The organism is Paenibacillus sp. J22P169 (assembly GCF_059691995.1).
This window is the reverse complement of sequence record NZ_JCAUAO010000004.1, coordinates 1-25,209: the sequence shown is the minus strand read 5'-3', so window position 1 is coordinate 25,209 and position 25,209 is coordinate 1. Positions and strand designations below refer to the sequence as shown.

General features: G+C 45.4%; 27 protein-coding genes, 8 tRNA genes and 2 rRNA genes. 9 read left to right on the top strand and 28 right to left on the bottom strand.

The annotated features are described in order from the left end of the window. Positions 1-354 precede the first annotated feature (354 nt). The 3 genes from AC58QG_RS20335 to AC58QG_RS20325 form a co-directional block, all read right to left on the bottom strand. On the bottom strand, positions 355-1,134 hold the full coding sequence (locus AC58QG_RS20335) for a hypothetical protein (protein WP_497363955.1): 780 nt from the start codon (positions 1,132-1,134) through the stop codon (positions 355-357). Between the two features lie 84 nt (positions 1,135-1,218). Next, positions 1,219-2,076 carry a hypothetical protein gene (locus AC58QG_RS20330; RefSeq protein ID WP_497363954.1) on the bottom strand — a complete coding sequence of 286 codons (858 nt, stop codon included), beginning with the start codon at positions 2,074-2,076 and terminating at the stop codon, positions 1,219-1,221. Positions 2,077-2,214: 138 nt separating this feature from the next. Then, on the bottom strand, positions 2,215-2,898 hold the full coding sequence (locus AC58QG_RS20325; protein ID WP_497364356.1) for an O-methyltransferase: 684 nt from the start codon (positions 2,896-2,898) through the stop codon (positions 2,215-2,217). 127 nt (positions 2,899-3,025) lie between these two features. Here AC58QG_RS20325 and AC58QG_RS20320 point away from each other — a divergent pair, with 127 nt between their 5' ends. Then, positions 3,026-3,922: a LysR family transcriptional regulator gene (locus AC58QG_RS20320; RefSeq protein ID WP_497363953.1), complete on the top strand. Its 897-nt coding sequence runs from the start codon at positions 3,026-3,028 to the stop codon at positions 3,920-3,922. An 80-nt stretch (positions 3,923-4,002) separates the two neighbouring features. On the opposite strand, the gene AC58QG_RS20315 is transcribed toward AC58QG_RS20320, so the two are convergent. Then, on the bottom strand, positions 4,003-4,383 hold the full coding sequence (locus AC58QG_RS20315; RefSeq protein WP_497363952.1) for a winged helix-turn-helix transcriptional regulator: 381 nt from the start codon (positions 4,381-4,383) through the stop codon (positions 4,003-4,005). Positions 4,384-4,518: 135 nt separating this feature from the next. Here AC58QG_RS20315 and AC58QG_RS20310 point away from each other — a divergent pair, with 135 nt between their 5' ends. Then, a complete protein-coding gene (locus tag AC58QG_RS20310; protein ID WP_497363951.1) occupies positions 4,519-4,872 on the top strand; it encodes a DoxX family protein in 354 nt (117 codons plus the stop codon). Positions 4,873-4,916: 44 nt separating this feature from the next. Then, entirely contained in the window at positions 4,917-5,684 is a 768-nt protein-coding gene (locus AC58QG_RS20305) for a DODA-type extradiol aromatic ring-opening family dioxygenase (RefSeq protein WP_497363950.1), read from the top strand. A 63-nt stretch (positions 5,685-5,747) separates the two neighbouring features. On the opposite strand, the gene rpmF is transcribed toward AC58QG_RS20305, so the two are convergent. From rpmF to AC58QG_RS20290, 3 genes are all read right to left on the bottom strand, one after another. Next, entirely contained in the window at positions 5,748-5,924 is a 177-nt protein-coding gene (gene rpmF, locus AC58QG_RS20300; RefSeq protein WP_047680282.1) for a 50S ribosomal protein L32, read from the bottom strand. A 107-nt stretch (positions 5,925-6,031) separates the two neighbouring features. Then, complete coding sequence (locus AC58QG_RS20295) at positions 6,032-6,640, bottom strand: hypothetical protein (RefSeq protein ID WP_497363949.1); 609 nt, start codon at positions 6,638-6,640, stop codon at positions 6,032-6,034. Positions 6,641-6,715: 75 nt separating this feature from the next. Next, a complete protein-coding gene (locus AC58QG_RS20290) occupies positions 6,716-7,453 on the bottom strand; it encodes a class I SAM-dependent methyltransferase (protein WP_497363948.1) in 738 nt (245 codons plus the stop codon). A gap of 71 nt (positions 7,454-7,524) precedes the next feature. Between AC58QG_RS20290 and AC58QG_RS20285 the strand changes: the two genes are divergently transcribed. The 5 genes from AC58QG_RS20285 to AC58QG_RS20265 all read left to right on the top strand — a co-directional run bounded on the left by AC58QG_RS20285 (position 7,525) and on the right by AC58QG_RS20265 (position 12,326). Next, complete coding sequence (locus tag AC58QG_RS20285) at positions 7,525-7,794, top strand: hypothetical protein (RefSeq protein ID WP_497363947.1); 270 nt, start codon at positions 7,525-7,527, stop codon at positions 7,792-7,794. 40 nt (positions 7,795-7,834) lie between these two features. Further along, positions 7,835-8,530 (top strand): response regulator transcription factor, encoded by a 696-nt coding sequence (locus AC58QG_RS20280; RefSeq protein WP_497363946.1) that lies wholly within the window; start codon positions 7,835-7,837, stop codon positions 8,528-8,530. Further along, positions 8,523-9,533 carry a sensor histidine kinase gene (locus AC58QG_RS20275; RefSeq protein ID WP_497363945.1) on the top strand — a complete coding sequence of 337 codons (1,011 nt, stop codon included), beginning with the start codon at positions 8,523-8,525 and terminating at the stop codon, positions 9,531-9,533. Before AC58QG_RS20280 ends, AC58QG_RS20275 begins: the two co-directional genes overlap by 8 nt. A gap of 101 nt (positions 9,534-9,634) precedes the next feature. Then, entirely contained in the window at positions 9,635-10,396 is a 762-nt protein-coding gene (locus AC58QG_RS20270; RefSeq protein ID WP_497363944.1) for an ABC transporter ATP-binding protein, read from the top strand. Next, complete coding sequence (locus tag AC58QG_RS20265; protein ID WP_497363943.1) at positions 10,386-12,326, top strand: FtsX-like permease family protein; 1,941 nt, start codon at positions 10,386-10,388, stop codon at positions 12,324-12,326. The genes AC58QG_RS20270 and AC58QG_RS20265 overlap by 11 nt, the downstream gene beginning before the upstream one ends. 194 nt (positions 12,327-12,520) lie before the next feature. Here the strand turns inward: AC58QG_RS20265 and AC58QG_RS20260 are convergent, their stop codons facing one another. The 9 genes from AC58QG_RS20260 to AC58QG_RS20220 all read right to left on the bottom strand — a co-directional run bounded on the left by AC58QG_RS20260 (position 12,521) and on the right by AC58QG_RS20220 (position 20,142). Further along, the gene (locus AC58QG_RS20260; protein ID WP_497363942.1) at positions 12,521-13,342 is read right to left on the bottom strand and encodes a squalene/phytoene synthase family protein; all 822 of its coding nucleotides are present in this window, start codon (positions 13,340-13,342) and stop codon (positions 12,521-12,523) included. Between the two features lie 292 nt (positions 13,343-13,634). Continuing rightward, positions 13,635-14,348, bottom strand: a complete 714-nt coding sequence (locus tag AC58QG_RS20255) for a hypothetical protein (RefSeq protein ID WP_497363941.1) — start codon at positions 14,346-14,348, stop codon at positions 13,635-13,637. After that, the gene (locus AC58QG_RS20250) at positions 14,345-15,925 is read right to left on the bottom strand and encodes a hypothetical protein (protein WP_497363940.1); all 1,581 of its coding nucleotides are present in this window, start codon (positions 15,923-15,925) and stop codon (positions 14,345-14,347) included. The genes AC58QG_RS20255 and AC58QG_RS20250 overlap by 4 nt, the downstream gene beginning before the upstream one ends. 136 nt (positions 15,926-16,061) lie before the next feature. Beyond that, positions 16,062-16,475 (bottom strand): hypothetical protein, encoded by a 414-nt coding sequence (locus AC58QG_RS20245; protein ID WP_497363939.1) that lies wholly within the window; start codon positions 16,473-16,475, stop codon positions 16,062-16,064. 13 nt (positions 16,476-16,488) lie between these two features. Beyond that, a complete protein-coding gene (locus AC58QG_RS20240) occupies positions 16,489-16,998 on the bottom strand; it encodes a GrpB family protein (RefSeq protein ID WP_497363938.1) in 510 nt (169 codons plus the stop codon). 269 nt (positions 16,999-17,267) lie between these two features. Continuing rightward, positions 17,268-17,720, bottom strand: coding sequence for an NUDIX domain-containing protein (locus tag AC58QG_RS20235; protein WP_497364355.1), 453 nt, complete (start codon positions 17,718-17,720; stop codon positions 17,268-17,270). Between the two features lie 55 nt (positions 17,721-17,775). Next, a complete protein-coding gene (locus AC58QG_RS20230; protein WP_497363937.1) occupies positions 17,776-18,813 on the bottom strand; it encodes a S66 peptidase family protein in 1,038 nt (345 codons plus the stop codon). Continuing rightward, positions 18,810-19,397, bottom strand: a complete 588-nt coding sequence (locus tag AC58QG_RS20225; RefSeq protein ID WP_497363936.1) for a TetR/AcrR family transcriptional regulator — start codon at positions 19,395-19,397, stop codon at positions 18,810-18,812. Before AC58QG_RS20225 ends, AC58QG_RS20230 begins: the two co-directional genes overlap by 4 nt. Before the next feature lies 1 nt (position 19,398). Continuing rightward, positions 19,399-20,142, bottom strand: a complete 744-nt coding sequence (locus AC58QG_RS20220; protein WP_497363935.1) for an SDR family oxidoreductase — start codon at positions 20,140-20,142, stop codon at positions 19,399-19,401. A gap of 257 nt (positions 20,143-20,399) precedes the next feature. Between AC58QG_RS20220 and AC58QG_RS20215 the strand changes: the two genes are divergently transcribed. Then, positions 20,400-20,828, top strand: coding sequence for a hypothetical protein (locus AC58QG_RS20215; RefSeq protein ID WP_497363934.1), 429 nt, complete (start codon positions 20,400-20,402; stop codon positions 20,826-20,828). 76 nt (positions 20,829-20,904) lie between these two features. On the opposite strand, the gene AC58QG_RS20210 is transcribed toward AC58QG_RS20215, so the two are convergent. The 12 genes from AC58QG_RS20210 to AC58QG_RS20155 all read right to left on the bottom strand — a co-directional run. After that, positions 20,905-21,888 (bottom strand): MBL fold metallo-hydrolase, encoded by a 984-nt coding sequence (locus AC58QG_RS20210; RefSeq protein WP_497363933.1) that lies wholly within the window; start codon positions 21,886-21,888, stop codon positions 20,905-20,907. A 7-nt stretch (positions 21,889-21,895) separates the two neighbouring features. After that, positions 21,896-22,489, bottom strand: coding sequence for a TetR/AcrR family transcriptional regulator (locus AC58QG_RS20205; protein ID WP_497363932.1), 594 nt, complete (start codon positions 22,487-22,489; stop codon positions 21,896-21,898). 316 nt (positions 22,490-22,805) lie between these two features. Continuing rightward, positions 22,806-22,876 (bottom strand) — tRNA-Gly (locus AC58QG_RS20200). 16 nt (positions 22,877-22,892) lie between these two features. After that, positions 22,893-22,969, bottom strand: a tRNA-Arg gene (locus AC58QG_RS20195). A gap of 18 nt (positions 22,970-22,987) precedes the next feature. Further along, positions 22,988-23,073, bottom strand: a tRNA-Leu gene (locus AC58QG_RS20190). 10 nt (positions 23,074-23,083) lie between these two features. Next, a tRNA-Cys gene (locus tag AC58QG_RS20185) sits at positions 23,084-23,154 on the bottom strand. Positions 23,155-23,179: 25 nt separating this feature from the next. Then, positions 23,180-23,255: transfer RNA gene (locus tag AC58QG_RS20180), tRNA-Val, on the bottom strand. A gap of 18 nt (positions 23,256-23,273) precedes the next feature. Further along, positions 23,274-23,348: transfer RNA gene (locus AC58QG_RS20175), tRNA-Glu, on the bottom strand. A 10-nt stretch (positions 23,349-23,358) separates the two neighbouring features. Then, positions 23,359-23,434 (bottom strand) — tRNA-Asn (locus AC58QG_RS20170). A gap of 4 nt (positions 23,435-23,438) precedes the next feature. Beyond that, positions 23,439-23,514, bottom strand: a tRNA-Ala gene (locus tag AC58QG_RS20165). Between the two features lie 48 nt (positions 23,515-23,562). After that, a 5S ribosomal RNA gene (gene rrf, locus AC58QG_RS20160) occupies positions 23,563-23,679 on the bottom strand. 137 nt (positions 23,680-23,816) lie between these two features. Beyond that, positions 23,817-25,209 (bottom strand): 23S ribosomal RNA (locus AC58QG_RS20155); the annotation flags it as partial.

The window sequence follows — 25,209 nt, the reverse complement described above, 5'->3', positions numbered from 1 at the left end:
ATTGGTAATTCGTGTAGAGGAAGAATGGATGCTAGGACTGATAAGGAGGTTAGGGATTTCCCCCGGTTCCGTGCCATGTCAATCCAACTAACTGGATTTTCTCCCGCTAATTTCGATTGATTTCAAAGAAATACCGCATTAGATGGAAAAACTCCAGTTAAATTTAGCTGTTTTCGGCTAAAAAGGAGGATAGATACCAATTAGCTGTAGCTTATACATCTAAAGTGAGATTCGGGCTATTAGCGGCAAAAATATACGGAGGAAATCCATCTATTCTGTAGCTCCTAATCAGCAGTCTTTACACAGCCAGAAGCATCAGCATCAACTGATGCATCCCACAGCCGCTAACGCGCCTTATTTTAAAAACTGATCCGTCGAACCCGTCGCTACAAAATCACTCAGCCTCAGCAGCTTCTTCTTCCCTATGTTGCCGGTTATCGTATGCGAAGTAGGCTTCTCGGCCTTTGGATCGTCGACGATTCGTTTGACATAATCACCTGTAAGCAGGTTATAGTTCTCTTCGTCACCCGTCTTTTCTGTCATTGTCCCAGAAAAATAGGATCCAACGGTAGCACCTATCAGGTACCAGTCCTCATTTTGAAATCTGAATCGGTAATTCCCGTACCATCTGAAGTTACTTCCCCCATAGAAACTGACGATAATAGAGCCTCTATCGATATAAATACCGGCGAGTGGATCGCCCCATATCCCGCCTTCGTCGGCTTTTAGAATCGCCTTATCTGCGATAATTGAGCGTGTAAAGGTATTGTCTATATGCCCAAAAGCAATCAGAAGTGCCCTCTCAGGTGCTTGATCTTTATTGGCTTCAATCTTTTCGATGACCATGGCGACGTCTTGAATACCGTCTTTGTTCAAGTCACCCTCTACCTTCTCAGGGCCACTCTGTCGAACTAGCAACTGCCACCCTTGAGGAATAAGCGATGTTGCCTCTTTTACACCTTTTACATCTTTAACCTCGTTAAGCTTTGGGGCTGCATTATCCTTTTTCACGACGATTGAAGCCAATGTCTCATCTGCCTTCACACTCGGCACAACGGTTGTAGGCTCTATTGTTTGGCACACAGACAAAACTACCGTGAAGGTAAATACCATGAAATAATACATGAACTTCAAGCACATATGCTCCTTTCGACCGCCTATTTCAGCATTCGTATCACTTGGTGCTATTATGCTATACCTCTGGATATACCAATCTCCTTATTGCCGATAGGTGCGAAATCCGATTACTAGCCCGACGACAACGAATAGAAGCCCTAACAAGACCGTGCCGAACGGGTACGCTAGCGGGAAAATGAGGGATGGCCAGCCGAGCAGAATGTCACTATGATATCCCACGGCAGAAGGTGAAGTTGACGTCAGATTAATCATATTCACCCTGTACGGAACCTCTCCCAGCTCATCATATGTGAATCGATCCTCTTGAACCTGACCGCGGCTATCGACAGTTAGTATGCGCCATGACAGGTTTTTATCCGGGGTGAACGCAGTTCCAGAGGTTCTTTGAATGATTACGAACTTTTCTATCCCTTTCTCCTCAACTGTCATAACGCCAAAGTACCCATGATACCGATTATCATCCAAAAAATTAGGCCTAACTAGGACCGGCCCCTCCATAGTCCAATCCTTCTGATTGATCGTCATTTGTAAATTCGATTGCTCGCGAGTGGATTCGGTAAATTCGCCTGATTGGAATTGATCTGCAATTTCAATGATCTGACCTGCCCATTTATATGTTCTCGTGTACGTTAGTCGATTTGGATTGGCTTGCTGATTCATGTTCACGTAGTCTGCCATTGTTTGAATGGCTTTCTTCGTTTCGTTACCGTCCGATAATTCGTTTTCCACCGATATACGATCGACTGGGATAGGTGCACCTCTTCCGAGAATCTCCACCTTACCTAACTCCATGAAGTTCACATAAATATGATCAAATTTATAATCATGGTTTACACGACTCCCAATCATCATCTCCTTCCCCGCTGTATACAAAGGGCTTGCCGAGAGTATTAGGAGTATTGTTCCTATCAAAAGCGGAATTAACCTAATAAGTTTCATGTGTTCGCCTCCAAACTTCAAAAACGTAATCATTTCCCCTTTCCTCCTATGTTACACCTATTCCAGAAGCTTTCGCCTCCTAGTTTACGTCAATTAATTGAAGTATTTACCACAGTTGATGATCATTTTTTATGAGTTTTAGCCAAATAAGCCCGTCTGAACAATACCTAATACAAATCCATCGTAGCCTTTACTACCGACAGTCTGAATTGCCGTTGCAGTAATTCTGCTCTCCTCCGCTAACAAGTCATAAAACTTCCTGACTCCCTGTACACGAGCATCTTGACTATTCTCGTTCATGACCTCGCCTTCGCGAATGACATTATCTCCAATTATAACGGTTCCTGGGCGCGAGAAATGTAATGCCCATCTCAGATAGTTTGGATTATTCGGTTTGTCAGCATCAATGAATATGAAGTCAAAAGGTTCTGTACCCTCCTCATCCATCTGAGCCAATTGTTCAAGCGCATCGCCAACTCGAAGTTCTACAAGTCCCTCCATCTGAGCAAGCGAAAGGTTCGCCTGTGCTACCTGTGCATGAATCGGGTCAAGTTCCAATGTGACTAATTGCCCGTCAGACGGCAGCGCTCTTGCCAACCAGATTGTACTGTATCCACCTAATGTGCCGATTTCCAAGACGCGTTTTGCACCATGCATTTGAACCAACAGGTTCAATAACTTCCCTTGCGTTGGACTCACATCATAGGGTGGCAATCCTGCCTTCTGGTTGGCGGACAACACGCTATCCAGGATAGGATCGTGTGGAATCAATTTCTCCGTAATATACTGATCGACCATTTCCCAAGTATTCGTTTTGCTCATCATAATCACGGCTCCTCTTCGTTACTTCCTTATAGCCTGAGTATAAATGAGTTATAATGATAAATATAATATATTGTTTTTACCTATCCATACTTTAAATATATGAATTGAACAAAGGAGGATATCCGTGAATTTACATGCCTTGCGTTTATTTCATGTGGTCGCATCGACGAGGAGTGTCACACGTGCATCTGAGTTGTTACTTATAAGCCAACCAGCTATCACGGCTCAGATTAAAAAATTCGAAAAAGAGTTGCAGCTCACCCTATTTAAGCCACAAGGAAGAGGAATTACGCTGACTGATGCAGGTGAGGAACTTGTTGTACTTGCGAAGCGGCTCTTCGCAGTGGAACAACAAATCGAACAATTCGCTCACAATTATCGGAATGGTACGAACGGGAACATCCGATTGGCCGCTACCTATTTACCTTCACATTTCCTAATCCCCGCATGGATCGCTAAGTTCAAACAACAGTATGAACAAGTTGAAATGAAAATTACGACAACCAACTCGACTGATGCTTTGAAGCTGCTTTTAGATGTGGAAGTAGATATCGCTATATATGGCGGGATCGCCGAAGAATATCCGGATACGATTATGACGGAAGAGTTGTTTCAGGATGAACTCTGGTTCGTCGTAGCCCCTCATCACCGCTATGCGAACCAACACGTGGCGTTGTCTGAAATGATGAAAGAACCATTCGTCATGCGTGAGGAAGGCAGCTCTACGCGGGAGCGACTATTATCGTTATGTCGCACCTTTAATTCATCTGTGCCTATGATCTCTCTGCAATTTAACGGGCTACACGAAGCGATCACAGCCGTAATTGCCGGCTACGGCGCCAACTTCGTCTCCTCCTTAGTTGTACGTGAGCATGTCGAACGTGGAGAGTTGTGCCGCGTTTATGTCGAGGGGGTCCATTTAAACAATACGATTGCCATCTGTACAAGGAAAAACGAACCTTTATCTGCTGCCGCGGCGAACCTGATTCAAATGATACGGCAAACTCCTTTCGTGAAGTAGAGTGGTTTATTCTAGGAACAAACAAAAAAGAAGAAGCCCCGAGAGAGGCTTCTTCTTCTGGATAAACCGCCATTATCATATCAATTGGTGACTTCATCTAATCGACTTTCGAAGGATTCCACGGCTCGCTCTTCCCCATACAACTCATTCAAATGATTGACATGAGCCATTCCCCAATCATTCATTGCCTGTAAGACAGTAGCCATTCCTTTACCGTATTCTGTGATTGAATATTCGACTTTAGGCGGGATTTGATGATAAATCTCCCGATGAACAATATCGTGATATTCTAATTCCCTTAATTGTTGGGTAAGCATTTTTTTCGTTATATCTGGAATCGTTCTTTGAAGTTCGCTAAATCGCATCGTGCCATTTGAAAAAAGGTGGAACAAAACGACAGGCTTCCATTTGCCAACAAGGATTTCTAACACAGTTTCTAATTTACAATGCGGTGCCTCCATTTGAATCCACTCCCCGAGTTTATTAAGGTATCTTTTTGTATACTAGGTTTATTTTGAGTAACTACTTCTCAGTATCGATCCTAGGGATTATTATACGTCTATACACTTACTTATTTCAAGGAGGTAATTTATTTTATGAATATCGCACTGTGGATCGCGCAAGGAGTTCTAGCTTTGGCATTTATTATGGCTGGTTCTATGAAATCTTTTCAGTATGAGAAAGCAAAAGCTAGTATGCCTTGGGTGAAAGATTCGTCAAAAGGCTCGGTAACTTTCATCGGGGTATCCGAACTGCTTGGAGGACTAGGTTTGATTGTGCCTTATGCTACAGGAATTGCACCTATATTGACGCCAATAGCCGCTATTGCACTAGGTTTAATCATGGTGCTTGCTGTTGTATTACACGCTAAGAGGAAAGAAAACCAAGCCATTGGGATGAACATCATTTTCTTGGCGATATTACTATTTGTAGCTATTGGACGTTGGTAAGTGAAGTACTTAAGCAATACGGAATTAGGATAGGAGGACTTACTTTGCTAGCACCCGTCTTTTTGCCCCACGGCTCACCCTATACCATTTTCGAAAAATCTGAATTCACTGCGTTTCTTAATCGCTTCGGCAAGGAAAATCGACCAAAAGCTATTGTCATCTTCTCTGCGCACTTTGAAAGTGAAGTAACAACCATTGCCGCGACAGACGATGTTCATGAAATGGTTTATGATTACTATGGATTTCCTTCATCGTATTATCAGGTTCAATATCCCGCAAGAGGCTCAGCCATCGTTGCTTCTATGGTGGAAGAACGTCTCCGCCGAAATAATATCCCCGTTAGGCTAATGTATCGCGGCCTTGATCATGGCGTATTCCCTATCATGATGCACGCTTATCCGGAAGCCGATATTCCTATCGTTCCCGTTTCCGTCAATCCCTTCTTGCCGGCTAGGCAGCAGATTGCCATCGGCGAAGCGTTGCAGGGACTTGAACAAGATGGCATTCTCATCATCGGGAGCGGTTTCTTAACTCACAATTTCAACGAAATTGACCGTGATAAGGAAGCTCTGCCTCGCGAATGGGCTGTGCAATTCAGAGATTGGATGCGAGACAAAGTACTCGCCCGAGATATTGAATCCTTAAGCCGCTACGAAACGCTAGCTCCGCATGCAGCATTGGGAGTTCCACGCGCCGAGCACTTCGTGCCTTTGCTCATTGCTCTTGGAAGCGGAACCCCTGGTCGAGAAATCCGTGTACTGCACGACACCATCGAGCATGGTTCGTTAAGCACGCTGAGCTTTAAATTTTAAAATGCTCATAAAAAAAATGACACTTCTATTAGAAGTGTCATTTTCATTGCAAGATTCATATGATTATTGAGCTTGTACGATCTCTCTACCCTTATATGAACCGCAGTTTTTGCAAACATGATGTGCTTTTTTAAGTTCAGCACATTGTTCACACTTCACCATTCCTGGCACAGCCAGTTTAAAGTGAGTACGGCGCTTATCGCGACGTGTTTTGGACGTTCTCCGTTGAGGAACTGCCATAGTCAAAACACCTCCAGTTACATTTATAAATCAACAAGAGATATCATAGCCTTATCAAGGTACTTTGTCAATGCTGCTACCCATGTTAACTTCGCAAATACGCCAATTCACGATTTTCTTTTCACTCTGATCACCAGCAACCCTACTCCCGCTGCTATCAGTATCAGCACAATCAACTCTGTTAAATGATAGGAAATCAACCTATGATACGCAGCTTGGAGATAGGCCAGCTTATTCGTATACGCCATCTTGTCCATCGTTGCTTCCAAACTCACATGCTCAGTCGGCTTGACACCTGGCCCAATTTTACTCAGCTCCGCAGTTGCATTTGAAAGCTTCTTTGTTAATGAACAAGTGCTCGTTTGCAGCATATTCTCCTTATGATCATAGTCATAAGCAAAAACAAGATAGGATTCACCGACTTTAAAATCATAGCCACATGCGGGTTCACCCAAGGTTGTGAGGACAATGACTTGCGTCTGAGTAACCCCTTTCCAAGTCTCCCCTACATCGAAATGAACAGCAATTTTATAATCGAGAATGCCATTGATATCTAGAACCTGGGATTTGATTTCTAAAACCTTACCCGAAAATACCGCTTTTGCTTGTTCTACTGCCTTGATGGGATCCGGTTGCAGCACGCAGCTACAAGCATAGCTTTTACTTGGCAGGATGAGGCTCATACAGCTAAGCAGCATTACAAATGAAAGAGCCATTACAAACTTCCTCATAATTTCACCCTTTCATTGAAACATCTCCTACCTATCAGACGATAATTTCCAAATAATGTTTCACGAATGCTTAACCGCTGAAATCAATAGAAAGATTGGACGACGCGTTTCGTCTTTCATTTCGGGGAACTTCTCCAAAGCCTCTTGCGTTGGTTGGGGCTCGGCGAGCTTCGTAATAAGGAATCCCGCATCAATTAATGCATTCATATAGGAAGCGATCGTTCGATGATATTTGACCACATCATGATCAAGAAATCTCGCTACCCGCTGTCCCTCCTTCTGATAGTCATCGACAGGCCAGTGCATACGCTCGCCTCCAGGGCCATAATGCCAGTCTTGTGCAGCACGTGCAGTAAAGACCGGATGCTCAACAGAGAGAACGAAGGTGCCTCCAGCGGCTAGACAGTGCTGCACCTTACGACAAATCGCATCAAATTGCTCAACGTAGTGAAGGGCTAATGAGCTGATGACAACGTCAAACTCGCCCGCTGCGAAGTCGATGTCCTCAATCGCCACTCTCTGATACGTGATCCCCGAATCGCTATGATTCGCGCTGGCATACGCCAGCATTTTCTCTGAGAGATCTACACCAACTACGGACGCAGCCCCTTGCTCGCGTGCATACTTGCAATGCCAACCGTAACCGCATCCAAGGTCAAGAACACGTTTGCCTTCCAGCGTGGGCAGCATCGTACGTAGTACTGGCCATTCCCCTGCGGCGTTGAGGCCGCCAATGGAACGAGGCATCTCGCTATACTTTTCAAAAAATCCAAGCTCATCGTATTTATTCTGTTTCATGGCATCCATGACTCCTTATTTGAATTTATGTTATGATTTGCTAAAATGGACGAACGAAAGGGGATTACCTGATGAAGCTCCGCTTTCCGATATATTTCACTATAAGCTCGGTCATCAGCTATCTATCCGATGCCTATATCATCAAGTGGGTACATGATCTGACGATCAAATCCATTATCTATGGATTGCTGATTGGATTGTCTCTCTTCCTTCTCGAAAAAAGTAAAATAACCGTTAAACAAATCCCCGTCCCTGTCGGCATTGGTATCATCGTTTTGGGACTAGCCGTCATTATATTTCAGAATCATTTTAGCTCTGTTAACCAGTTTACAATACAATAAGTTTAAAACTCAAAGAATGACCAGAAGTGGGTGATTTCCCTTGTTTAAGATCTTGCTTATTGAAGATGATGCAACCTTGTTCGCAGAGATCAAAGAGCGTTTGGCCCAATGGTCCTACGAGGTTCATGGCATCGCTGATTTCAATAAAGTACTTGAGTCATTTATTCTATTAAAGCCTGATTTAGTCATTATTGATATTCAACTGCCTAAATTCGATGGGTTTCATTGGTGCCGCATGATTCGGACGCATTCCAATGTGCCGATTGTATTTCTCTCTTCGCGGGATCATCCTACAGATATGGTGATGTCTATGCAGCTTGGGGCGGATGACTTCATCCAAAAGCCTTTTCATTTTGACGTGCTGATCGCCAAAATCCATGCCATTCTCCGCCGCGTCTACAATTACAATACGGAGCAAATGAAGTTGAAAACATGGTGCGGGGCGACGGTTGATTTTGAAAAAAACATAGTTCATCATGCTTCTGGTTCCGTTGAACTGACTAAGAATGAAATCTATATATTGAAGCTCCTCATCGAGCATAAAAATACGATTGTCAGCCGAGAAGACATCATCAATAGCTTATGGAATGATCAGCGTTTTGTAAGTGATAATACCTTGACGGTGAACGTGAATCGGCTCAGAAAGAAGCTGGACGAGCTTGATTTAGGCCGTTTCATTGAAACGAAAGTCGGGCAAGGTTACATCGCAACAGAAGAGATCGCACATTATGATTAAGGCGTATCTCAGAGAGCGAATAAGCTGGATCCTCATGTTCCTCTGCAGTCAAGCCCTCCTGCTGCTAATTGCTTATCTCGACCACTCGATTCCATTCCGATCCGTTCTGTATATTGTTTTCTTATCCACGATGCTATTCGTGATCTTCTTGGTCTTTCGCTATCACAAAGAAACAGCTTTTATCAAGCGATTGAATGACTGGGAAACCAGTCTTGATGTATCCGGTGTCGCTGATGCGGCAAGTCCTTTTGAGAAAGTCATGGAAGCAGCTTTGGTCAATCAAACTGAACAGCTCCATCAGAAGGCCTCGCGGCAGCAAATCGCTCTGGAACAGGAGAAAGATGAGCAATTATCCTGGATCCATGAAGTGAAGACACCTCTCACCGCCATGCATTTGATGATTGGCCGATTGGATAACGATCCGATGAAAGCGTCCCTAACCTTTGAATGGCTGCGTATTCATCATCTTCTTGACCAGCAACTTCACCAACTGCGACTTCCCTTGATTGAAAATGATCTCTACATTGAAAAAATAAAGATCGAAGATCTCCTCTATATGGAGATTAAATCACTGCAATCTTGGTGCATTCAAAAAGGCATGGGGTTTGACGTTCTTTTGGACGCCCCCCAAGTCCTAAGTGATGCCAAATGGCTCGCTTTCATCTTGCGCCAGCTCTTGACGAATGCTGTGAAATACAGCGACAGCTTCTCGTCCGATATTATTGTCAGGAGCTTCTTAGCACAGGAGCGTACCTTCCTAGAAGTCACGGATTTTGGACGCGGCATAGATGCCAAGGATCTTCCCCGTATCTTCGATAAGGGCTTTACCTCCACGACCTGGCATCAGGACAGCGCCGCGACGGGTATGGGCTTATATCTAGCCCGCAAAGCAGCTGACACGCTGCACATCCAGGTCACTGTGCATTCGGAGGTTGGCGTTGGAACTACGTTCACGCTCGCTTTTCCACAGCCCAATGAATTCGCGCGGATTACAGGCATGTGACAATAATGTCACATGCTTTTCTTCTTTGTTCGTCCAATCGAAGGATAAATGCGGTCCAGCTTTTTATAATAAAGCTAATCGTATAAAGGAGTGTGTGATTCATGTCTATCTTACAAGCCGTTAAAATTCATAAAAGCTTCGGCAATAAACATAACAAACAAGAAGTGCTTAGAGGTCTAGATATATCTATCGAAAAAGGGGAATTCGTCAGCATCATGGGCCCTTCCGGCTCTGGGAAAACGACGCTGCTCAACGTGCTCTCTTCCATCGACAAAGTGAGTCATGGTTCCATTCAGATTAACAAGGCAGAAACGACGAGCATGAAGGAAAAGCAATTGGCTGAGTTTCGGAAGCATCATCTAGGGTTTATTTTTCAGGATTATAATTTGTTGGATACACTGACTGTGAAAGAAAATATCCTGCTTCCATTATCGATTACGAAAATGTCCAAGATAGAAGCTAATCAGAGGTTTCATGATCTTGCGACAGAGCTCGGCATTTATGAGTTGAAGGATAAATATCCGAATGAAATATCCGGTGGGCAGAAACAGCGAACGTCCGCTGCTCGAGCGTTTATTCATGATCCTGATATTATTTTCGCGGATGAACCAACGGGTGCACTCGATTCCAAATCTGCATCTGATTTGCTTAATAAGCTCAGTGAAATGAATGTTAGTCGCCAAGCGAGCATTGTGATGGTCACGCATGACCCGGTTGCCGCCAGCTACAGCAGTAGAGTAATCTTCATCAAAGACGGACAGATTTACTCCCAAATCTATAAAGGGCAAGAAACGAGACAAGCCTTCTTTCAAGACATTATGAAGACCCAAGGCGTCCTTGGCGGTGTGCAATATGAGTATTAATCAGCTCATCCTCCAAAACCTGAAGGCCAATATCAAACACTACTACTTGTATGTGTTTGCCTTAATGTTTAGTGTTGCGCTCTATTTCGCTTTTGTCACGTTACAGTTTGATCCCGCTTTAGACGCGACCAAGGGGACTATTAAAGGGGCCGCTGCGCTGAAGTCTGCATCGATCCTGCTTATCGCCATTGTTGCTATCTTCAATTTATATGCGAATAACATTTTCGTGAAAAGACGCAGTAAAGAAATCGGTCTTCTGCAACTCATCGGCATGACGAAGGGGAAAATCTTTCGCATCCTGAGTACCGAAAATTTCATCCTATACTTCGGTTCGCTAGTCGTTGGGACGTTTATCGGATTCTCCGTGTCTAAGCTCATTCTCATGGTCTTATTGCAAATTACAGGGGTTAAGGCTAATGCAACGCTCCACTTTTCGGTACAAGCGTTTATCCAAACTATTGTTGTTTTCAGTGCCGTCTACTTATTAATCCTACTGGTCAATTATTTGTTTATTCAAAGGCAGACGATTCTTTCATTGTTCCATGTCGCAACCTCCACTGAAGCCAAAGTGAAGCAAATGTCGAAGACGGAAGCGACCCTTGGATTTATTGGGCTTTGTCTCGTTTTATTAGGCTACTATGTATCCTCTAGGTTGTTTTCAGGCAGCATTTCGACAGCACCTGAATTATTGAGCGGCATGCTTTTCATTCTTACTTCTGTGATCTTAGGTACTTATCTGTTCTATAAAGGGTCTGTCCGCTTAATTTTAAATGTGATCCGAAAGAGGAAAAATGGCTATTTAAAAGTACAAGAGGTACTTTCCCTCGCTTCCATCATGTATCGGATGAAATCCAACGCCTTGCTTTTGATGGTGATCACGACGGTATCCGCCTTAGCCATTGGATTGCTTTCCTTGAGCTATATAACGTACTATTCGGTTGAAAAGACAGCCGAAAGGAACTTGCCTGCACACTTCTCAGTGACAGAACGTCACTATGCGGAGAGTTTTACGCAAGCCTTAGATAAGGATGGCATTAAACACCGTGATACAACTATTGAGGTTATTCAAATCAAGGCTGATCTTAGCCAAGTCATGGAAACGAAAAATGAACTATATATAGGACAAGATGTCAATCGGATGGCCGCTATTAGCGATACCGCTGCAGGCATCGATTTAACTGAGGACCAAACCTTTTTTACCGGAGCTAACGATGAAATGCAAAAATTTCTACAGTTCAAAACGAACAGCCAAGCCGGGCTAATCACCCTAAATAACACCTTCCCGCTAACGTATACCGGCATCGAGGAACGATCCCTCATTTCTCGGCGCTTCTCGATGAGCAGCCTGCCTGTGGCCGTCGTAGACGAGTCGGTCTTTCAGCGTTTAAAGCAAGATCTCGATCCTCGTATTCAAGGAACATCATCGCTATATTTCGGTATTGATATCGTGGATGGGAAGGAACTCGAGAAAGCCAATCAACTTTTTCACGAAATCCAATGGGATGAGCGCGCTTCCCGTGATTCTCGCCAAGATATGGCTAGTGAAGCAAAAAATCGCATGGGATTGACGATGTTCATCGTCGGGTTCCTAGGACTCACCTTCCTGATCACTTCAGGCTGCATTCTGTATTTCAAGCAAATGGATGAGAGCGAAGATGAGAAATCATCGTATACCATTCTACGAAAACTCGGTTTTACCCAAAGTGATCTAATAAAGGGAATTCAGGTTAAACAGCTTTTTAATTTCGGTATCCCCTTAATTGTCGGGTTGTCTCACAGCTACTTCGCAATCCAGTCAGGATGGTTCTTCTTCGGAACCGAGCTGTGGACTCCGATGATGATCGTTATGGGGCTGTACACGGCACTCTACTCCGTGTTCGGGGTGCTGTCCGTTCAGCATTATCGGAAGGTGATTAAGCGGGCATTGTAAGCATCTATCCAAAATGAAGTGAGCCTCAAGGCTGTCCCAAGTAGATTCGTCTGCTTAAGGGCAGCCTTTTCCCTATTTCGTCCTATTTCGTCCTATTTCGTCCTATTTCCCCCTCATCCCCCAATGTAAACAAAAAAGAAGCCCACAGCACCGCTGCAGACTTCTCTTCAAATCTCTCTATGTAAATCAATTACTTACGTCACTTTACTCACAATTTTCAGAACCGCATCTCGCGTCAGCTTGTTGCCGCCAGCAGCTAGTAGATTAACCGTAGCATGCGCTAGAGCTAATGGGACCTTGCAAAATTTCAACGCTGGACCCTGCTTCAGATCTGCGATATATGCATCCGCCAGTTGCAAATTGCGACGCGTGTATTGCTGCATCTCCTTGAATCCCCAACCATCCGGGAAGAAATTCACGCCGCGATTCGCATCCTCCAATTTATTGCGGAGAATATTAACCGCCTGAAGTCCTCTTCCAAAGGCAATGGCCTTATCGCGATCAGACTGCGTCCCATCATGCCATAGCCACAGCTCGGACAGCATCTCGCCAACCATCCCAGCCACGCTATACGTATAGCGGTCCAAATCTTCTTCTGTATGAATGTTCCAACCATTTTGGACCCATTCGGACATCTCCAGTGACATTTTGGCAATGTACTGCTTAATGATTGGCGTTGCCGATGGCGGACACAGAAGCAACCACTCATCCAGCCGCAGCGAAACTTCCGGCAAAACCTCCTTATGAGGCGCTAGCAAATTCTGTAGGGATCCAATAATATCTGAGGTTTGAAAAGCTTCATATACCCCAGACAAAAGCTCTATTTTCAATGGATCAGCGAGTTCCTCATGATCCTCGATTTCATCGATGGCCCGCATACATAAGTAGGCAGATGTTACAGCCTCTTTTAATCCGAAGTCCAAGTTGCTGATCGGTATATAAAAGGTTCGGCTCGTTTGCTTCAACATCGTCATTGCATCATTCAGAGTATCGGTATTAATGGTAATTACCTCCAAGTATATACTTACCTTTTCGCATTTTCTTCTTGTAGTCTCATGATAACATACTTTATGAAAGTTAATCCAAATCTAACAACCAATAGTTGTCCTAACTGCGCTTCATTACACAAAAGTGTCAAATTTTCAAATGACAATTCGTCGAACACGACTCTTTCTCACCGAAGTAAATAATAACACCCTTTTCTGGATATTATGTCCAAATTGTGAAGGAAATAAAATATGTATGCAATATTCATCCTTGCTTTTAGATAAAAAAGGCTGCCGATTCCATTGTATCGGCAGCCTACTTTTACTTATTATCGCTCGTACGAGCATCCAAGATATAATCAATCCGATCCTCACAAGACGAAATGAACTCTGGTGCCCCCTCCTCCGACATGCCGCATACAGATAACCAATACCCTTCAACGGGAAGCTGTGCGTCAGAGATTTCTTGAATCTGATCCTTGTCTATGCGGTATTTCTTCGTGTCTTTCATAGCATAATTAACACGAGTTCCACTCACATGAACCCTCATTTGGCGTATCGGATCGTTATTGTTAGGTCTTATTACCAGCAAATCTATTTCGTCCAATCGCTCAAAAAAATACTTTACTGCAATCGAACGGTCATACTGCAACCATGACGTCCCAATCTTTTGCTTTTTGACAATCGCTTTACTAGCTGCAAGGTCATAATCAACATAATAATAAATGAAATCATCCTTGCTACGCCCGACAACTTCGTACGATAGCTTTTGAACTTCCCCCTGCTGATTATAAAACAGATGCAAATCTTCCAGCTTCGCTTGTGCATCTATTTCCAGCTTGGTTGCAATCTCTTGCCAGTGCTCGCCATAGTCGTGCTCGTTCAACTGGGAGATATTCACCCGAATTCCGCGTTCTCTCTCGAAAATAAAGGATTCCACTATCAGATACATAATAAAGGTGAGTCCGCTCATGATGATGATGCCTAACAGCGTACGATACAGTCGATTAAACAGTGACGATTCCCCCTCGTTCATTGTTTCACGATTGGTTCCACACTGGCGCGGTACAATCCATCTTTACCTCGAACAGGCTCAGCAGTTTTCTCCCCATGTGGCGCCTGCCATGTTACCCATTTATTGCGTGGAAGATCATAGATCACATACCTATCACCCTGCCTTGAAAATAAATCCATTCCGCTAGCAAAGATAAAGCTGTCCTCTGGTAGCGAAGCGATACCTTTGGCGGTTTGGCCAGGTTGCCATAATGTCCACCCTGAGGCTTGCAGCTGAAATTCCCCTTTTTCAAACTGCTGTAAGTAGACGCCTTGCTTCGTGACGAGCCGAGCAATCCCTTTGGCGGTAAAATTTGCTCCTGAATTGCTTACAAAATCCGTGTAGGGAACGTCATCTTGTATTCGTGTCCAATACGTCCCATCCGGCGTTGGGGTAATCGTCATATCCAATGCGGAGTATTTGGCTACCTGAACAGTTGTTGTGTAACCTTGTGTTCTTTGGGGTACGGGGTCTCCTGATGAGTAAGTGAGTCTTTCCAATACACTCGTCTCATGTCGGTTCTCATAGGTTAAAAGATGAAGCAATCCTCTCGTCGTATCATACGAAGCGTAATTGATATTATGAGCTTCTTGAGGATCAGCCTCATGAAGAATGCGCTTCTCACATTTCTCAATATCATAGGCATAAACGCCATAGTAAGACGCATATATGAGGGTTTTGTCATCCATCCATTGGATGGGCTGTTGATCTGGCTCTATCGTGGAATAGAACACATCCTCAATGACAACAGGGACCTTCCCTTTTTGCTCCAAAATAAAAGCGTAGCTGGTTCCGTCCCCATCCCCCATGGCCCCGCCAAGGCGAACAATCCCGATATAGCTTTGTTTATCGTCAGATAAAACCAATTGGTCGTAGAAGTGATCCCTCAGACCGTCCCCAGCCAACTCGCCTGAATGGACATAGCGCCATGCCTGTTTGGGTACTAATTGAACCAACAGACTCTCACGACCCTCTCCCAAACGATTACCGCTTACGTCCCTTAAGTTATCCATTCGCACATACAGCTCTTTCGTCCCATGTTCTCCTGCCCGCATATTGTCCAGCTGGATCAACAGATGTTTAGCGTCGATCCATTGGGCTGCTAAAGGCACACCCTCATTCGTTGTCGGCAAGTTCTTCAGCATCTCTTCCGTAAATACTAACTCCACCGAACTTTCCCCCTCCGGGAGGAGCAATCGAGATGCATACTCCCGTGCCCATACTAAAACATGCGGAACATCGCGACCTGCGCTTGGGCTGAATGCATAGCTCACAGGTGTGACGGAGGCAGCAGGGGCCGTCGTTATCCATGGTGAAGCCTCTGGGGAGCCTTGTGGTGGTGATACAGATACGGCAGAATCCTGGGTATTATCTTCACACGCGTTCAGTAGCAGCATGACGGATAAAAGAAATCCAAAACCAACTATTCTGACCATCGCATACACCAATCCTTGTTCAATTTTATAATATTTCCCATATCCATTTGACGTAGAGCACTGACGGAAAGTTGCCATCGGAAACGATGCTGGGGAAAGAAAATGCAAAAAAGCTACTTTCAAGTAGCTCCTGAACCATCTATACTTTTATAAATATAATTAATTTTAGATCTATACAAAAGTTTAAGTAGGAGGCATCTCATTTGATACTAGCTACCTTAATTTTCATCACTGCAGGACTCGCCGAAATCGGCAGAGGCTACTTGGATTGAAAAAGCTCGCTAATTTCCTTCGCCAATTCCTCCGAGTACACATAATAATTTCCTGCAATCTCATTAGGGAGAAATCGCAGTTTCTTTTCTTGACCTTCAAATAGATCAACATAGAATAAATAACCTACTCTACCTTCTTGATTCGGGTCTGGCGTAAGCTTCATGCGACGAACTTTAGCGAGCCAATTTTGCGCTACTTGTTTATCATTAATTATTTTTAGCGCTCCCGTTGAACCGCTTCTAATCTCAATATGATCAACGTTTGACATGTCGCCTGGATAAAATTCTTCTAATTGCTTTGCTGAAAGCTTAGGTTTGCCTGAAGCCTCGCCTTTTCCACACCCTACACCTATTAGAATGATGACCATGATGATCACAAAAAGAAACCACTGTATTCTCACTGGCCGCCCCTCCCTATCCGTTCCATCCCGCACGTTGCAGTATCCCTGTTACAAACTCTCGTTTGCCATCGGAATAAGCTGACCGATCATCTTGGAATCGCCGAGCAAGCTCTAGCTTTAAATTCCCATATTGTTTAGCATCCTCTGGATGGCTTTTCAAATAATCACGAAAAAGGATATGCCGTTTTAATTCCAAGTTATCCACAGCTACTATGTAAAGATGATGCCAAATCATGCTTTTGGGAGGAATAAAAGCCTCTCGCCCCCTAATTCCTAAATCACCTTCATGTACGTATCCTAACGCAGTGAGCCTTTGAACAGCTATTCGCACATCCTCTTGGTTAGCAACCACCACGTCCACATCGACAATCGGCTTCGCTGCTAAACCCGGAACAGAGGTACTTCCGACATGTTCAATTCCGATCACTAGATCGCTTAAAGCGGGAAGTACGAAGTCTCTTATATTCTCGAAAATCAGAACCCATTCCGGATCGTACGCAACGACTACAATTGGGGAAGCCATGAGAATACCTCCGATCAATTTGAATCACTCTTAATTGGCTTCAAATCACTGAACTTAAGCAATACTTCTCTACTCGTATCGAGATAGATAACCCTAATGTCTAGTTCCTCGTTGTTAAGCTCGAAAGAAAGAATCATACATTTTCGACCACGATTCTTAGTCTTTCTAGGGTTGTCTGGTGCCACAACGTACGAACCTCCAAGACTCAAACTTACCGTTTCACTCATATTAATCTGCTACCCTCTCATGTTGTTTTTAAGATACTTGTATCAACCCAATTTCCTAACCTTTTCCTCAATTATACATTGATTACTCTCATCCCACACAACCGAAATCTCAAAAGTTCCCGACTCAAAGAATAAAGGAAACCTACGTTTAAACCATTCTTGCATGGGCAACTGCAAAGCCTCGTCTATATCAACCCAAGCTAATTCTCCTTCAGGTGGATTGGACAACAGCTCCCCGGAAAATGTCCGAGTAAGATAATTAAATACCATATATCTATAATTCTTTTCGGGAACTAAATATTCATCGACCCCCTTATAGATCAGGTCTTCGGGTTTCACTAAGAGTCCCGTTTCTTCCCACACTTCTCGGACGGTTCCCTCCGTGAAACTCTCCGCCAAATCCACCTTACCGCCTGGACCTAGGAATCCTGGAAACCCTTTAGTCGCTGGACGGTTTATTAGAAGCACCTTGTTCCCATCTTGGACTAAACACATTGTGTAGATGCCACATTCAACTTTACTCACTTATGAAAATCCTCCTACTTTTCAATCATTCAAAAGGACTCTCCAACAAAATAACGTCATTCGTCCTCGGATTTAACTCCACTCGCCCACCGAGAGGCAGGATCAATTTCGGATCCGTATGCCCAAAGTCAAAGTCAACAACAATCGGCACATGACCAGCCCCAAACTCTTTTGCAATAATATTCACCAGGATCTCTCTAAGCTCTTGATTCTCAGCTGCGCTATAATCCTTCGCCCTACCTAATATGACGCCTCTAACACGTGAAAAGATACCCTGCATCCCATAATTCCGCAGCATGTATCCCACTTGCATAGGGGAGGGTTTCTCTTCCGATGTTTCGAAAAATAAGATCTTATCCTGCCAGAAATCATCCTTCGGCCAATAGATCGTCGATTTCATAAACTCTAGAACTTCAATACATCCGCCCCACAAATACCCCTGTTCAATCGCTTCGCCCTGTATAAACGTCCATCCATTCTCGTTCGCCATAAACGGCTGACACTCGCCTAGGGTCTCTAACTGGCTCCAGTCTTTATAGCCATTCGTCCATGCTTGATATGGCGCATAGCGATAAGGGAACTGCTCTTCAAACAATATCGCTTTGAGATGCTCCGTATAGGCTTCAGGTAGATTTCTTAACTGCGCGATTCCTGCCATAACAGAGGGCCCATAGAACGTTACCATCCCCAAATTATTTAAGTACGTTAAGAATGTCGTCGCATCCGAAAAGCCCATAATAAATTTAGGGTTATTAATCATCACTTCCTTATTCAAAAAAGGTAGAATCCTCACCGATTCATAGCCACCAATTGAAGTGATGATCCCAGCTATCTCTTCATTTTCGAAACAATGGTTAATGTCCTGAGCACGCAGTTGCGGATACTTATACAACTCTTCCGGTGACATCCTAGCTGTTGGCATTTCAACAACTTCCCAACCAAATACCTCTTTAAGCTGCTTCAGGCCTAGCTCGTAAATATCCGGGAACAAATACGGTAATCCACTGGAAGGTGAGATAATGGCTACTTTGGATCCCGACTTTAATCGTTTGGGTTTGATCATGTTAACCCCCCTAGCAATAACTGCCATACACTCTCGAAGTCCTCATCACTCCGCATTCCCCATTCCCCGGCATGCGATGGATGATGGAAACGTGAGGTAGCTATGAAAATGGCTCTAGCAAGCGATTCCGAGTCACCTTGCTTCAACTCTTTGCTCGCCATCCCCTGCTTAAGGATCTGTACTAGCTGCTTTATTAAGCGATACATATGGGTGCTAATCATTTCAACTTCAATAACCGTAACATTGGCATACATAGAGAACATTTCAGTATCCTCGGCGGCGAATTTTCGTTTGGTTTGAATCAATGTCTCTAACCACAATCGCAACCGCTCAACGGCGCTACCGCCCGTCTCACTCGCAATAGCCTCCAAAGGAACAGCGATGCTCATATGCAACCAACGCGATGTCACGGCCTCCCTTAGCGCGGCTTTGCTTTCAAAATGCCGATACAATGTCCCATGACTCACTTGCAGCACCTTGGCAATGTCCACAACAGATGTTTTGTCAGGTCCATACCGCCGCAGTACTTGCTCAGCTGCGTCCAAAATCTCATCTTTCGATAGTGGCAACTCATTCTTCGTCATTTTACACAAAACCGCCATTCACTCGAAGTGTTTGTCCCGTTACCCACTGTGATTCCTCACTCGCTAAGAAAAGTACAACCCGCGAAATATCCTCCGCTTCACCCAAACGGCCGAACGAATTCATATTTGCAACGGCTTTGATTTGTTCCTCTGATTTCCCCACTGTGAACAATTCGGTATTCACCGGTCCCGGTGCAACGGCATTAATCGTAATGCCCTTGTGTCCTAATTCTTTGGCTAGCTGACGTGTGAACTGCTCAACAGCGCCTTTCGTACCTGCATATGAGCTGTATCCAGGGAACATTTGCCCATTAACCGAAGTAGAGAAATTGATGATCCGACCATTCTCCTTCATATGCAGCGCCGCTTGTTGAATCGCAAAGAACGTCCCTTTCACATTAATATTGAACTGCTTATCGAAATCCTCTTCTGTAATGGAGAGTATCGGTTTCGTAATCATGATTCCCGCATTATTGACCAAAATATCAACCTGCCCATACGCCTCCAACGTCTTCTGGAACAAAAGCTCAACTTGCGCCACTTGGCTAATATCCGCTTGAATCGCGACAGCTTCCCCGCCTTGTTGCTTAATACCGTTAACGACCTCCTCCGCCTTGCCCGGACTGCTTGCGTAATTCACAACAACCTTAGCCCCGTGCAGCGCCAACTCTTCCGCGATCTTCTGACCGATGCCTCTGGATGCACCCGTTACCAAAGCTACTTTACCTTCTAATTTACGTTCCATTTCCTAGTCCACCTTTCGAGTGAGTTGAATTAACCGGCTGTTTTGTCCGCCGCCTACCTTTTAACTTTATTATAATACATAAATGACAAATATCAAATGACATTTTTTAATTTTTGTCACTCTCTATTAAAATAAAACTATATAGAGCTCCCTTCAAGGGGTCCTATACAAACTTCCGTCACTCACTCATGCAACTTATATGAAAAACTTTCCGTCAGTCTTGTCATACAGAATCTATTGGATAAGGTGGTCGACGGATGAAAATAACGCACTACGCCTTACTTGGTGCACTAAGCGCTGCGCTGCTCCTAACTGGATGCTCAAAGACCGAGGTTGTACCAGAAAGCTCAACAAAGTCAGTGGTTTCATCTCCAAAAGAAGAAATCGTCACAGCGATGCTTGGCTCTGCGACGGTAGGCAACGGAGACAAGGAGACAAAAGTAACCTATACGTTCACAAATCAGTCTAAAGAAATGATCACTGTCATTGGCGGAGCAAAGTATACCCTTTTGAAAGACCATACGGTATTCGAACAAGGCGCCGTTGCGATCAAGGATTATTTGGACTTGGAGCCGGGGCAATCTTATACGGATTCGAAGACTTTTATGAATTTGCCTGTAGGGGATTATCTCATCGAAGTCATGTGGAACAAAACGAAAGTGACAGCGGCATTTACTCGCAGCTAAATGTACCCTATCAAACACATAGAGGTGCTTAATTTCTGGATCCCATCCAAGAAATCAAGCACCTCTATTTCACACTCTATTCCTCTGTCCGCTCCGCTATCAAGGTTTCCCCGTGCTTCAACAAACGCAGCAGGCTTCGATCAAGCCCTCTCCGCTGCCAATCCGCCAGCAAACGGTCTAACGCCTCTTTCGGCGTATCATCGGCAAGTCGGAATGCTCCATAATGCATCGGAATGAACTGCTTCGCTCCGACATCCAGGAAAGCCTGCACCGCTTCCTCCGGGGAAACGTGCTGCATCCCCATAAACCACTCCGGCTCGTAGGCGCCAATCGGCATCAACGCGTAGCGAATGCCAGGAAATCTCGCTCCGATCTCTCGGAAACCCTCGAAATAACCACTATCGCCAGCGAAGTAAATCGTATCGTTTTCCTTTTCTCCTACTGGGTTAGACGCTGCAGCCTGCTTAATCACCCATCCGCCCCATAGCGAGGTATTCGTATCGGTTAGCGTACGTCTTGTCCAATGCTGTGCAGGAACGAAATGAAACTCTAGCTGGCCGATGGTTTGACTTCCCCACCATGGCAATTCATAAACAGTGCTGAACCCCAGCTTCCGCACCTTGGAGGCAAGTCCTTCGGGAACAAGCACGAATGGCGTACCTCTCAGCTTTTTCAACGAACCCACATGCAAGTGATCATAATGTGCATGTGACAGCAAGATAACATCGACTGGCGGGAGCTCTTCTATTGATAAACCTGGTGCTTCGAGCCTCTGAGTGAAGCCCATTCGAGTGGCCCAGACGGGGTCAGTCACAATCGTCATACCACCTATTTGCAGCAAAAAGGTTGCATGCCCGATCCAAGTGATCGTAACTTCATGCTGATTATTTCTCAGCAACTCCTGCTGCTTGTGCTCCGCTTGTCCGATCCGGTAGGATACATCTTTTACCTTACCTTTCCGCTCCTTCTGCCAGCGGCGTACTTCTTTCCACGTTTTCGTTTTCGCATTTGGATCCAAATTGCTATATCGCTGCCGCGCCATTCCTTCATCCCCATTCATCTTTCTTTCAGCTCATGCAAACTTCTTTTAGATACAGGGAAAGACTCTCAATATTCATACGAATGTGTCGATTGTCGCCTTCCAGCTTGCTCATCATAATGCCGCCTTCCATGATAGAAAGCGTAAAGGTTGCTAAAGCATCCACATCGAGATCAGCTTTGAATTCGCCATTTTGAACACCTTCGGAAATAATCGCTTTCATGTTGTGCAACGTCCCCTTCATCCCACGCTGAGCTCGTTCTCGTAAGATAGGATGACTATCATCGCTCTCGGTAGCTAAGTTAAGCAGCGGGCATCCCCCGATAAATGGCGGCGTATCAACCACATTTTCATACACATGTAAAAAAGCTAGCAGCTTGCCAATAGCGGTCTCTTGCTCACCAATGGCATCGTTAATTTTCCCGCCCACTACGCTGCCTGCATAGTCATAAGCTTCCAGAGCAATTTCGTCCTTACTGGCAAAATGGCGATAAATACCGCCTTTCTTAATGCCTGTTAGCTCCGTAATATCAGACAAGGATGAACCTGCATACCCTTTCTGGTTAAAAAGCTCCGCTGCTTGAGCGATGATATGCTTTCGAGTTCTTTCTCCTTTTTGCATGATATCCCTCCGTTACACGCCGTACCTACTAATTATTAGTATAACAAATGAAATCAAGGTATTGAAATGTTTGCCCTCTACATACAACGATAAAAAAAGACCACCCGAAGGTGGTCCTTTTTTTTGTAAGCGGGCGGCGGGAATCCTCCAAATTCGGATTTTAAGGCTTCCTACGGAAGCAACTAGTGGTATATTTGGACGCTCGTCCTAACCAGCCTATTCATCGAAGTGTTCACGGACGGTCGAACCCCTCTGCGGGCTCTCTTCCCTACCTATACAAAGAAAAAGACCACCCGAAGGTGGTCCTTTTTTTGTAAGCGGGCGGCGGGAATCGAACCCGCGCGATCAGCTTGGAAGGCTGAAGTTCTACCATTAAACTACGCCCGCGCAATTGAAATAATGATGGCGCGCCCTGAGAGATTCGAACTCCCGACCTTTTGATTCGTAGTCAAATACTCTATCCAGCTGAGCTAAGGGCGCATACTGCTAATTAAAACATGCCGAAGACCAGACTTGAACTGGTACGGTAGTCACCTACCGCAGGATTTTAAGTCCTGTGCGTCTGCCGATTCCGCCACTCCGGCTTATATATAAAGGCGCTACCCAGATTCGAACTGGGGGTAAAGCTTTTGCAGAGCTCTGCCTTACCACTTGGCTATAGCGCCGAAATCTCTTTCCCTACCCATAAAATGGTGGAGGCTGACGGGATCGAACCGCCGACCCTCTGCTTGTAAGGCAGATGCTCTCCCAGCTGAGCTAAGCCTCCATGGGATTTGAAAATTGGTGGTGACCCGTAGGGGACTCGAACCCCTGTTACCTCCGTGAAAGGGAGGTGTCTTAACCACTTGACCAACGGGCCTAGAAAACAATGGCTCCCCGAACAGGACTCGAACCTGTGACAACTCGATTAACAGTCGAGTGCTCTACCAACTGAGCTATCAGGGAACAATGGTGGAGCCAAGCGGGATCGAACCGCTGACCTCCTGCTTGCAAGGCAGGCGCTCTCCCAGCTGAGCTATGGCCCCAAAGTGTTCTTTAAAACCGGCAAAAAAAAGTACCCACAAGTGGGTACTGCTTGGCAACGTTCTACTCTCCCAGAACCCTGCGGTTCAAGTACCATCGACGCTGGAAGGCTTAACGGTCGTGTTCGAGATGGGAACGCGTGGATCCCTTCCGCCATCATCACCAAACAGTCAAAGCGTTTTGTTTGCGCCTTGAAAACTAGATACGAAACTTCACGTAAAGTTAGAATTGCTTAGGTTTTCTGGGCCCCAATCAAGTATTCGGAATTCGCTACAAAGCTTATCTTCACTTGGTTGGGATTATTTTGGTTAAGCCCTCGACCGATTAGTATTCGTCAGCTGCATACGTTACCGCACTTCCACCTCGAACCTATCAACCTCGTCGTCTACAAGGGGTCTTACATACTGGGAAATCTCATCTTGAGGGGGGCTTCGCGCTTAGATGCTTTCAGCGCTTATCCCCTCCGTACATAGCTACCCAGCGATGCCTCTGGCGAGACAACTGGTACACCAGCGGTACGTCCATCCCGGTCCTCTCGTACTAAGGACAGCTCCTCTCAAATTTCCTACGCCCGCGACAGATAGGGACCGAACTGTCTCACGACGTTCTGAACCCAGCTCGCGTACCGCTTTAATGGGCGAACAGCCCAACCCTTGGGACCTACTTCAGCCCCAGGATGCGATGAGCCGACATCGAGGTGCCAAACCTCCCCGTCGATGTGGACTCTTGGGGGAGATAAGCCTGTTATCCCCAGGGTAGCTTTTATCCGTTGAGCGATGGCCCTTCCATTCGGTACCACCGGATCACTAAGTCCGACTTTCGTCCCTGCTCGACTTGTAGGTCTCGCAGTCAAGCTCCCTTATGCCTTTGCACTCTGCGAATGATTTCCAACCATTCTGAGGGAACCTTTAAACGCCTCCGTTACATTTTAGGAGGCGACCGCCCCAGTCAAACTGCCCACCTGACACTGTCCCCATACCGGATCACGGTACCAGGTTAGAACTCCGATACGATCAGGGTGGTATCCCAACGATGCCTCCACCCAAGCTGGCGCTCAGGCTTCAAAGGCTCCCACCTATCCTGTACAGATCGTACCAAAGTCCAATATCAAGCTGCAGTAAAGCTCCATGGGGTCTTTCCGTCTTGTCGCGGGTAACCTGCATCTTCACAGGTATTAAAATTTCACCGGATCTCTCGTTGAGACAGCGCCCAAGTCGTTACGCCATTCGTGCGGGTCAGAATTTACCTGACAAGGAATTTCGCTACCTTAGGACCGTTATAGTTACGGCCGCCGTTTACTGGGGCTTCAATTCATAGCTTCGGGTTGCCCCTAACCACTCCTCTTAACCTTCCAGCACCGGGCAGGCGTCAGCCCGTATACTTCGCCTTGCGGCTTCGCACAGACCTGTGTTTTTGCTAAACAGTCGCTTGGGCCTTTTCACTGCGGCCCCCTCGGGCTATTCACCCTACCGAGGCACCCCTTCTCCCGAAGTTACGGGGTCATTTTGCCGAGTTCCTTAACGAGAGTTCTTCCGCGCGCCTTAGAATTCTCTTCTCACCCACCTGTGTCGGTTTGCGGTACGGGCACCTTCGCCTGGCTAGAAGCTTTTCTTGGCAGTGTGAACTCATGACCTTCGGTACTTAAATTTCCCTCCCCATCACAGCCCAGCCTTACGATGTGCGGATTTGCCTACACA

What these genes read in the sequence shown, in the direction of transcription:
- AC58QG_RS20330 (WP_497363954.1), bottom strand. Translation starts at nt 2,076, where the DNA reads ATGAAACTTATTAGGTTAATTCCGCTTTTGATAGGAACAATACTCCTA.
- AC58QG_RS20325 (WP_497364356.1), bottom strand. Translation starts at nt 2,898, where the DNA reads ATGAGCAAAACGAATACTTGGGAAATGGTCGATCAGTATATTACGGAG.
- AC58QG_RS20315 (WP_497363952.1), bottom strand. Translation starts at nt 4,383, where the DNA reads ATGGAGGCACCGCATTGTAAATTAGAAACTGTGTTAGAAATCCTTGTT.
- AC58QG_RS20310 (WP_497363951.1), top strand. Translation starts at nt 4,519, where the DNA reads ATGAATATCGCACTGTGGATCGCGCAAGGAGTTCTAGCTTTGGCATTT.
- rpmF (WP_047680282.1), bottom strand. Translation starts at nt 5,924, where the DNA reads ATGGCAGTTCCTCAACGGAGAACGTCCAAAACACGTCGCGATAAGCGC.
- AC58QG_RS20295 (WP_497363949.1), bottom strand. Translation starts at nt 6,640, where the DNA reads ATGGCTCTTTCATTTGTAATGCTGCTTAGCTGTATGAGCCTCATCCTG.
- AC58QG_RS20290 (WP_497363948.1), bottom strand. Translation starts at nt 7,453, where the DNA reads ATGAAACAGAATAAATACGATGAGCTTGGATTTTTTGAAAAGTATAGC.
- AC58QG_RS20285 (WP_497363947.1), top strand. Translation starts at nt 7,525, where the DNA reads ATGAAGCTCCGCTTTCCGATATATTTCACTATAAGCTCGGTCATCAGC.
- AC58QG_RS20275 (WP_497363945.1), top strand. Translation starts at nt 8,523, where the DNA reads ATGATTAAGGCGTATCTCAGAGAGCGAATAAGCTGGATCCTCATGTTC.
- AC58QG_RS20270 (WP_497363944.1), top strand. Translation starts at nt 9,635, where the DNA reads ATGTCTATCTTACAAGCCGTTAAAATTCATAAAAGCTTCGGCAATAAA.
- AC58QG_RS20265 (WP_497363943.1), top strand. Translation starts at nt 10,386, where the DNA reads ATGAGTATTAATCAGCTCATCCTCCAAAACCTGAAGGCCAATATCAAA.
- AC58QG_RS20255 (WP_497363941.1), bottom strand. Translation starts at nt 14,348, where the DNA reads ATGAACGAGGGGGAATCGTCACTGTTTAATCGACTGTATCGTACGCTG.
- AC58QG_RS20240 (WP_497363938.1), bottom strand. Translation starts at nt 16,998, where the DNA reads ATGGCTTCCCCAATTGTAGTCGTTGCGTACGATCCGGAATGGGTTCTG.
- AC58QG_RS20235 (WP_497364355.1), bottom strand. Translation starts at nt 17,720, where the DNA reads ATGTGTTTAGTCCAAGATGGGAACAAGGTGCTTCTAATAAACCGTCCA.
- AC58QG_RS20230 (WP_497363937.1), bottom strand. Translation starts at nt 18,813, where the DNA reads ATGATCAAACCCAAACGATTAAAGTCGGGATCCAAAGTAGCCATTATC.
- AC58QG_RS20225 (WP_497363936.1), bottom strand. Translation starts at nt 19,397, where the DNA reads ATGACGAAGAATGAGTTGCCACTATCGAAAGATGAGATTTTGGACGCA.
- AC58QG_RS20220 (WP_497363935.1), bottom strand. Translation starts at nt 20,142, where the DNA reads ATGGAACGTAAATTAGAAGGTAAAGTAGCTTTGGTAACGGGTGCATCC.
- AC58QG_RS20215 (WP_497363934.1), top strand. Translation starts at nt 20,400, where the DNA reads ATGAAAATAACGCACTACGCCTTACTTGGTGCACTAAGCGCTGCGCTG.
- AC58QG_RS20210 (WP_497363933.1), bottom strand. Translation starts at nt 21,888, where the DNA reads ATGAATGGGGATGAAGGAATGGCGCGGCAGCGATATAGCAATTTGGAT.
- AC58QG_RS20205 (WP_497363932.1), bottom strand. Translation starts at nt 22,489, where the DNA reads ATGCAAAAAGGAGAAAGAACTCGAAAGCATATCATCGCTCAAGCAGCG.